Origin of the sequence: Mesorhizobium sp. M7A.F.Ca.CA.002.15.2.1 (genome assembly GCF_003998715.1) — a bacterium.
GTDB classification, from domain to species: domain Bacteria; phylum Pseudomonadota; class Alphaproteobacteria; order Rhizobiales; family Rhizobiaceae; genus Mesorhizobium; species Mesorhizobium ciceri.
On the sequence record NZ_RZPI01000175.1, the window covers coordinates 1 to 8,765 of the forward strand.

6 protein-coding genes and 1 pseudogene are annotated in these 8,765 nt (G+C 58.6%); 6 read left to right on the forward strand and 1 reads right to left on the reverse strand.

Features of this window, described 5'->3' with window-relative positions; all coding sequences use genetic code 11:
- The first annotated feature begins 17 nt into the window (after window positions 1-17).
- The 6 genes from ENZ74_RS12545 to ENZ74_RS12575 all read left to right on the forward strand — a co-directional run bounded on the left by ENZ74_RS12545 (window position 18) and on the right by ENZ74_RS12575 (window position 8,527).
- Window positions 18-1,031 (forward strand): adenosine kinase, encoded by a 1,014-nt coding sequence (locus ENZ74_RS12545; protein WP_063170366.1) that lies wholly within the window; start codon window positions 18-20, stop codon window positions 1,029-1,031.
- A gap of 65 nt (window positions 1,032-1,096) precedes the next feature.
- A complete protein-coding gene (gene tdh, locus ENZ74_RS12550) occupies window positions 1,097-2,131 on the forward strand; it encodes an L-threonine 3-dehydrogenase (protein ID WP_127312796.1) in 1,035 nt (344 codons plus the stop codon).
- A gap of 1,688 nt (window positions 2,132-3,819) precedes the next feature.
- Window positions 3,820-4,506, forward strand: a complete 687-nt coding sequence (locus ENZ74_RS12560; RefSeq protein WP_063169262.1) for a response regulator transcription factor — start codon at window positions 3,820-3,822, stop codon at window positions 4,504-4,506.
- 71 nt (window positions 4,507-4,577) lie between these two features.
- Entirely contained in the window at window positions 4,578-5,999 is a 1,422-nt protein-coding gene (locus tag ENZ74_RS12565; RefSeq protein ID WP_063170365.1) for a type II and III secretion system protein family protein, read from the forward strand.
- Between the two features lie 12 nt (window positions 6,000-6,011).
- Window positions 6,012-6,572 (forward strand): CpaD family pilus assembly lipoprotein, encoded by a 561-nt coding sequence (locus ENZ74_RS12570; protein ID WP_063169261.1) that lies wholly within the window; start codon window positions 6,012-6,014, stop codon window positions 6,570-6,572.
- 83 nt (window positions 6,573-6,655) lie between these two features.
- The gene (locus tag ENZ74_RS12575; protein WP_063169260.1) at window positions 6,656-8,527 is read left to right on the forward strand and encodes an acyltransferase family protein; all 1,872 of its coding nucleotides are present in this window, start codon (window positions 6,656-6,658) and stop codon (window positions 8,525-8,527) included.
- A gap of 106 nt (window positions 8,528-8,633) precedes the next feature.
- On the opposite strand, the pseudogene ENZ74_RS12580 reads toward ENZ74_RS12575, so the two are convergent.
- Window positions 8,634-8,765, reverse strand: a pseudogene (locus ENZ74_RS12580) (IS481 family transposase); the annotation flags it as partial.

An 8,765-nucleotide genomic window follows, 5' to 3' on the forward strand; every position in this document is an offset into this window, starting at 1 on the left:
TTTTGGCGGAGATTTTGATGCCGGATTATGACGTGCTTTGCATCGGCAATGCCATTGTCGACATCATCGCCCAGTGCGACGAGGAATTCCTCGAGACCAACGGCATCATCAAGGGCGCGATGAACCTCATCGACACACAACGCGCCGAACTGCTCTACAGCCGCATGGGCCCGGCGATCGAAGCGTCCGGCGGCAGCGCCGGCAACACGGCGGCCGGCGTCGCCAGCTTTGGCGGCCGCGCGGCCTTCTTCGGCAAGGTCTCCAACGATGCGCTGGGCGAAATCTACGCCCACGACATCCATGCGCAGGGCGTCGCCTTCGGCACCACGCCGCTCAAGGGTGAGCCGCCGACGGCGCGCTCGATGATCTTCGTCACGCCCGACGGCGAGCGCTCGATGAACACCTATCTCGGCGCCTGCGTCGAGCTTGGGCCGGAGGATGTCGAAGCCGACAAGGCGTCCGGCGCCAAGGTCACCTATTTCGAAGGCTATCTGTGGGACCCGCCGCGCGCCAAGGAAGCGATCCGCCAGACGGCGAAGCTGGCGCACGCAGCAGGCCGCGAAGTGTCGATGACGCTGTCGGATTCGTTCTGCGTCGACCGCTACCGCGACGAATTCCTCGACCTGGTGCGCTCGGGCACGGTCGACATCGTCTTTGCCAACAGCCACGAGATCAAGTCGCTCTACCAGACATCCTCGTTCGACGAGGCGCTGGCCCAGATCCGCAAGGATTGCCGGATCGCCGCCGTGACCCGCTCGGAAAAAGGCTCCGTGATCGTGCGCGGCGACGAGACCGTGGTGATCAAGGCGACCGCCATCAAGGAACTGGTCGACACGACGGGCGCCGGCGATCTCTATGCCGCCGGCTTCCTGCATGGCTACACGCAAGGCCGCGACCTGCAGACTTGCGGCGACCTTGGCTCACTGGCAGCCGGATTGGTGATCCAGCAGATCGGCCCCAGGCCCCGTCAGAATTTGCGCCGCGAGGCTGAGCAGGCGGGGCTGACCATTCCGGACGTTCAAACGAGTTAGTGGCCTACCTTCCCGTTGTGCAGGCTATCTCGCCAGAAGCGCAATCACGGAATAGGGAAATCCTGATGTCGAACATGATGAAGGCGCTTGTGAAGGCCAAGGCCGAACCGGGCATCTGGATGGAAGAGGTGCCGGTGCCGGAAATCGGCCCCAACGACGTGCTGATCAAGATCAAGAAGACGGCGATCTGCGGCACCGACGTGCACATCTACAATTGGGACCAGTGGGCGCAGAAGACGGTGCCGGTGCCGATGGTGACGGGCCATGAATTCGTCGGCACCGTTGCCGATTTCGGCGCAGCGGTCACCGAATACAAGGTCGGCCAGCGTGTATCGGGCGAAGGCCACATCGTCTGCGGCCATTGCCGCAACTGTCGCGCCGGGCGAGGGCATCTGTGCCGCAACACGCTCGGCGTCGGCGTCAACCGTCCAGGCGCCTTCGGCGAGTATCTGGCGATCCCGCAGCACAATGTCGTGCCGATCCCCGACGATGTGCCCGATGAGATTGCCGCGATCTTCGATCCCTTGGGCAATGCCGTCCACACCGCATTGTCCTTCGATCTGGTCGGCGAGGACGTGCTGGTCACCGGCGCCGGGCCGATCGGCATCATGGGCGCGCTCGTCGCCCAATGCGTCGGCGCGCGAAAAGTGGTCATCACCGACATCAATCCGGTGCGGCTGGCGCTGGCGAAAAAGCTCGGCGTCCAGCATGTCGTCGACGCGTCCAAGGAAAAGCTGCGCGATGTCATGCCGGCACTCGGCATGACCGAGGGTTTTGATGTCGGCCTCGAAATGTCGGGCGCAGCCCCCGCCTTCCGCGACATGATCGACACCATGAACAACGGCGGCAAGATCGCCATTCTGGGCATCGCCCCGACCGGATTCGAGATCGACTGGAACAAGGTCATCTTCAAGATGCTGCATCTCAAAGGCATCTACGGCCGCGAGATGTTCGAAACCTGGTACAAGATGATCGCGCTTGTGCAGGGTCCGCTGGATGTCTCCGGCCTGATCACCCACCGCATCGGCATCGACGATTTTCAGATCGGTTTCGATGCGATGAAGAGCGGCAGTTCCGGCAAGGTGGTGATGGACTGGTAGGGATTGCCTTGGCCGCTATTCAGGAAAAGCTGACGACAGCACCTCTGGTCCGCCGGACATTTTCCAACTAGGGGAACATGGCTGGGTGGAGAGCTATGGCTCCGCTACGTGCGCTCGCTAATCATATACGGCGACGTATCGCGGCCCACCCGGTGACGGTCGATGGGGCAATTCGCTTCAGTCGATGACGGAAACCCGGTGAACCGATGCTGAGGCCCCGACGCGATCGTCTATTTCCTATGATCTGCGATTGAGGTCGAGGTGTTGCCGCTTTCAGCGGGTAAGATGCGATAGACGACTTCCGGTACCCTTCCGGTCAGCGAAAAGGAAGGCAACGAGCCGCATTGCCTCAAGCAAAATGTTACCAATAGTGTCCTGTTCCAAAGGGGATGGACAGGTCGTGCCATTCCGGTTCGGGGGAAGGATGGCGCGGCTCAGCATGGCGACACGGTGAAGCGGCGATCGTGGAGCTTTATTGCGGCGTTGACAAGCGGCGCATTCTGGATGAGTTCGAGGCGGCAACCGGCTATTATTCGCAAGCGCGCGATCCGTCTTATGAACCGTCGTGAGCAGAGGCCGTCTGCGGGCAAGAGCCGCAGCCGCTGTTACGGCAGCGATGTCCGCGACGCGCTCATCGTGTTGTGGGAGGATTCGGAGCGGCTGGGTCCGCATCGACGCTCGCGGCGGCCAGCGCCGCCGGGCAGGAATGAGTTCGCAGTTCGCCGCTCGGTGCCAGCCCGCACCTTCGGCGATTGGAAAGATCCGCCGCCCGGCTTTGTTGAGCGCATTCGGGCACGTCTTCGTCAGGGAGCTTCGTGCAGACGATGGTGCTGACCGGATTGCCGCCGGCTGGACCGATTGCATTCCGCTCCGCACGCGCGACAGCGGCAATGTGATCATGGCGATCAAGCAGGCCCGCTCCCGGTTTCGCTGACCCTGTGCTGCTGTTTGCCGGCATCCGCCCGCACAGGAAGAGCTTGTAAAAGTGCGGAAATCGAGGAGCCGTTGGTCGTCGATCTTCAGCCTGAACGCGGTCGTTTGCTGGTGCCGCAAATCGGCTGTTGCATGTACATCCCTGTCAGACGTCAGTTTTCCTCGCCTATTTTGGTGTCGAGCGCGAAGTGCTCCAACCAGATTGCAAGGCTTTTTGGAAATGAGAGCGGCTTTGCGCAGGGCGCTCCGTTGTTGAGCATTCAAGCTACCAAGCCAATGACGCGCAGGTTCCACCAGGCTCGCCAGCCTTGAAGGACAGCGAAAAAAGCAGAGCACGACAGACACAACAGTGCATCAGGACGCCGCAGTCGTTGAAGATGGTGCGCTGCATCCATACCGTGGATGCATTCGATCCAAATAATCGATTTGTTCAATCAGTTTCTCGAAAGCTAACCCTACCCTCTGTGGGAATCGGGCTCTGAGCCGCGACGCTGCCTTGCGAGCGCAGGGGCTGCACGTAGGAGAGATGATGCAACGAGAAATCGCACGCGGGTTGCTGGCCTCGTGGGTTCGCCGACCGGCGTATTTGAGCCCGTCAGTTGGTCCTCACCCGCGCCTATTGCCACCGAGCGACTTGCATGTCCCTCCGACTCGGACCAGTTCCGAGAGCTGCGACGAGTTGCGCGCCGTGTGCTCCGATCAGATGGCCGCCGGTGACGCGTTCGATGGGCCGTCCCTCTTCGAGAGGAGATGAAATGCGAACGCTGCTCGTGGATCATCATGCGGATCTTGCGCGCGCCATGCGACTTGCGCTCGGGGATGGCGGCTTCGTCGTTGATGTCGTTGGTACTCTGGAACTGGCTTCGAGTGCATTTTCTTGCGCCAGCTATGAAATTCTCCTGCTGGAATTGGCTCTGCCAGATGGCGATGGCTTGGGTTGGCTGAGGCAGTTGAGGACCCACGGGCATTCAGTTCCTGCCGTCATTATGAGCAGCCTTAACGATCTCGATAAGCGAATTGCGATCTTCAACGGTGGTGCGGACGACTTTCTGCTCAAACCCATCTCTACCGATGAGCTTATTGCCAGAATGAGAGCCATTCTGCGCCGGGCGACACAGATGACCGACCTGAGGCTCGTATTTGGCAATCTCGACTTTGATCCGGTCGCCCGCCAGGTTTTCGTTGATGGGCACCCAATGATGATCGCACGTCGCGAACTCTGTGTTCTAGAGCACCTGCTTAACCGGGCAGGCCGCATCGTGCCCCGTGCGCAATTGGAAGATCACCTCTATTCATTCAACGACGACGTGTCTGCCAACGCGCTTGAAGTCGGAATTTATCGTTTACGGGGACATCTGACCAGATCAGGTGCAACGCCACGGATCAAGACCATCCGAGGCATTGGTTACATCCTAGAATTGACTGACGCCTCGTCCGCATAGTTTGTCGAATCGAAAGAAGATCTATTTTGCTGATCCTTCAACATCCTTGCGCTGCGCTCAATTGGCGGGCGATCGCCAACAAGGTTACAAGACCTGCAGTGCCCCGTTACCTGGGCCATCTCCTCTGCGCGCTTATTGTGACTTTCCCACTTGGTGTCGCGGCGCAAAACAAGCAGGACAAAGGCCCGCCGCATGCGGCTTCGAATAGCATCAACGCCACGCTGACCCTTTCCTCTTCGCTCGGGGAGACCGTTCATCTGCCCGGGCCAGCCACGACCATCTTTGTTGCTGACCCCACGATCGCGGATTTTCAGGCGCCATCGAGCAAAACAATCTTCGTCTTTGGCAAGAAATCGGGGCGGACCAGCCTATTCGCCTTGGATGGCAATGGCGAGCCTCTCGCCGAATTGCGTATCGTTGTCACGCAACCGATCGGGGATTTACGCGCCATGTTGCGGGAGCAGGTCGGCGACTATCCCATCCGCGTCAACTATACGCCGCGCGGCGCAATCCTTAGCGGGACGGCGCCCGACGCAGAGGTCGCCGACACCGCAAAAAGAGTCACTGAGCAATATCTGGGCGACGGAGCGCAAGTCGTCAACAACATCAAGGTCGCTGGATCCCTGCAAGTTAACCTCAGCGTGCGCGTAGCCGAAGTCTCACGCAGCGCCATGAAGTCACTCGGCGTCAACTTGTCCGCCTTCGGTCAAATCGGCAATTTCAAAGTGGGCGTTCTAAGCGGAAGCGCTGCAAGCGCTGGGTCTGGTTCAACCCAGGGTGGCGGTACAGCAGAAATCGGATTCGACAACGGTGCCGTCAACGTCAGCGCGGTTCTCGACGCGCTCGCCAAGGAGCATATAGCTTCCGTCCTGGCTGAGCCGAACCTCACCGCTATGTCGGGTGAAAAGGCCAGCTTTCTCGCGGGCGGCGAATTTCCCATTCCTGTCCTGCAGGAAAACAGGCAGGTATCGGTTGAATTCCGTCACTTCGGCGTCAGTCTGGAATTTGTGCCGACAGTTCTCAGCAACAATCAAATCAACATTCACGTAACGCCCGAAGTCAGTGAACTGTCGACGCAAGGTGCCGTGCAAATCAACGGAATTTCCGTGCCGGCAGTTTCCACGCGCCGAGCCGATACGGTCGTCGAACTCGCCAGCGGCCAGAGCTTCGCAATCGGCGGTCTAATCAGGCGGAACGTCAACAATGATGTCAGGGCCTTTCCCTGGCTCGGAGAACTGGCGATCCTGGGACCGCTTTTTCGCTCGACCTCGTTTCAAAAAGAGGAGTCAGAACTGGTCATTCTAGTTACGCCTTACATTGTAAGACCAGGCTCCAACCCAAACCAGATGAGCGCACCGACCGAGCGGGCGGCACCGGCTTTGAACGGAGGGGGCGCTCCGACGAATTCCGTGACAAGTCCCCCGCGAGACCGCGCTGCTATCCGTGCGGGCGCGCCAAGCGCCCAGGGCGGTCTCGGCTTCATCATCGAATAGTGTCATCCAAAGATGTTGCGTTTTATAATCCTCTTTGTCGCTCTGGCACCAAGCGTAAGTGGCTGCACAAGCACTACGCCAGTTGATGTCGAACCATCGGCACCAATGCTTGTCCGAGAGGAGACCACCGTCCTGACGTTGCAAAGCCTGCGCGCTTCCGAACGGCAGCGTTTGCGTGTTTTCCTAGACAAGGCCAGTCGCGGCCGGTTCGATGCCATCCACCTCCTCATCAGCGGTTCGCCCCAGCTCAGCGCAGGGGTAGCCCATCAGGCCAGGCAGTTGGCAATCGAAGAAGACAACATTCAATTGCGCGATCAACACGACGCCGGCTCAGTGCGAATTGAGGCGATTGTCTATCACGCCCGTCCGCCGGTCTGTCCCTCATATGGTGCCTTACCCAATGAAGAATCCTTCAAACAGCCGCTTGGTTGTTCGACAGGACATAACCTGGCCGTGATGGTCAACGATCCGCGCGATCTGCTCGACAATCAGGCCGTCAAGGCCGGCGATGGCGATCGTGCTTCTGTACCAGTTGCAACTTACAGAACATTCGGGACGGATAAAGGTGGCTGATACCGCCCTTATCTCGGCAGCACTCCTACCGGAGATTGAAAGCTTCCAATCGCGTCCTGATCTAAAATAAAAGGAACCGCTGGATGCAATATAGGCGCTATATCGAGGGCCTTAGGGCCGTTGCTGTACTTCCGGTCGTACTCTTTCATTTCGGAATTTCGGCGATCCCGGGTGGCTTTAGCGGGGTCGATATCTTCTTCGTCATCTCCGGCTACCTAACCAGCGGAAGCCTCCTGGATGACCTTGAACGCGGCCAATTTTCCATCGTCAACTTCTACTGGCGCCGTGCCCGGCGCATTCTGCCGGCGCTCGTCTTTGTGATGCTTCTCACCTGCATTGCGGCATTGTTCATTCTTCTGCCACCGGATCTGCGCGGATTCAGTCTTAGCATCATAGCTACCTCGACCTTCTGGTCGAACGTTTTCTTCTGGAAAACGTCAAGTTACTTCTCTATCGATGCCGCGCTTCTACCACTGTTGCACACTTGGCCGCTTTCCGTAGCGGAGCAGTACTACATCTTCGCACCAATCCTGATGTTCCTAATCTATCGCTACATCGGGAAGCGCTGGCTGACGACACTTCTTCCGATAATTCTCTGCAGCTTCGTAGTGGCGGTGATGGCGACATCGCTGGCACCCACCGCCGGATTCTATCTGCTGCCGACCCGAATCTGGGAACTCATGTTGGGCGCCCTGCTCATGCTCAAATGCCCCTCGCCGCTGGGCAACCGACTCCTGATGGAGTCGGTGGGGGTGGCCGGATTTGGCCTTCTCGCCATCGGGTTCTTCGCGATTTCGGCGAGTGATCCGTTCCCAGGCTACAACGCCTTGTATCCATGCATCGGAACGGCCCTTCTGATCTATGTTGGCCAAAATACCCCCTCGACGGTCGCCACCCGCATGCTCGAAGTCAGGCCGCTGGTCTGGATTGGGCTCATCTCGTATTCGTTGTATCTTGTTCACTGGCCTCTCAATGCGTTCGCGCACTATCTTTCGTTCCAAAAACTCGATCCGTTGATGACCGGTGCGATGTTGGTGGCAAGCCTCGCATTGGCTGCATTCTCCTGGAAGTTTGTAGAGCAGCCGTTTCGACAGAAGAGGGCCTTCACCTCCCCGGGGCCTATCTTCGCCTTTTCAGCGCTCGCGATCGTTGTCCTTTGTGCCGGCGGAGCGGCGGGGGCGCTCGGCAACGGCTTTCCGCAACGGTTTCCGGACTATGTCCAGCGGCGCATTTCCGTCGGGGACTGGAGGAATGGCATCTGTTTCAACGAGGGCACCAGCCGGATCGAAAGCTGGAATATGGAGGATTGCACGCGCACCAGCGGTTTTCCAACAACGGTTTTTTTGTGGGGCGACTCCTTCGCCGCGCACTATGTTTCCGGCTTGGGTGCTAACATAAATCGATTGCAGGCGAACATCGTTGAATATACGTACGCCAGCTGCGCGCCGATACTCTATTACTACCCGTACGATCGTCTTGATTGTGTCCGGTTCAATCGCAAGGCCTTGGACGTCATCTTGGAAGCGGACATCAAGACGGTTATCCTCAGCGGTAGATGGAGTGACTATGAGGTCAGAGGTTTCGACGGTCTTCAGCAAACAATCGCTACGCTTCGTGCCCTGGGCGTGCGCGTGTTTGTCATCGGCCAGTCTCCGCAGTTCCCAACTGACGTCCGGAAAATTGCGTTCTTCGCCAAGCGCCAAAATCTGGACGATACGTCCTGGCCGATCGCGATGGACCCCGACGTCAACGAACGTGTGCGCTCATTTACCAAAGGCGCCACATTCATCGATCCGCTGAAATTCCTGTGCAGCGCAGGACGCTGCGCCTATTTCGATAGAGGAGAGTTTTTATATTTCGACTATGGTCATTTCTCTTCAGCCGGCGCCACACTGGCAATCTCGAAATACTGGCCGGCTTTTGGCAAGGACAATGCTCTTCCTAAGACGAAGTAGCGGCTCAGCGGCTGACAAGCACCAGTACGGGTCCCAGTGATAGCTCCTGCTTCCGCAGCAGCCGCGACGATGGAGCTGTTCAGGTTTAAGGCCCCCCGATAGTGACCTAGGTGTGGAGCTTCAACAGGTTGTCCTCGATCAGGGCGAGGCGACTGATAGGCGTTTTTGACTTTAGGCTGCCATGTGGACGATGCCAATTGTATCTGTGCAGCCAGACAGGCAGTTCGGCGGCACGATG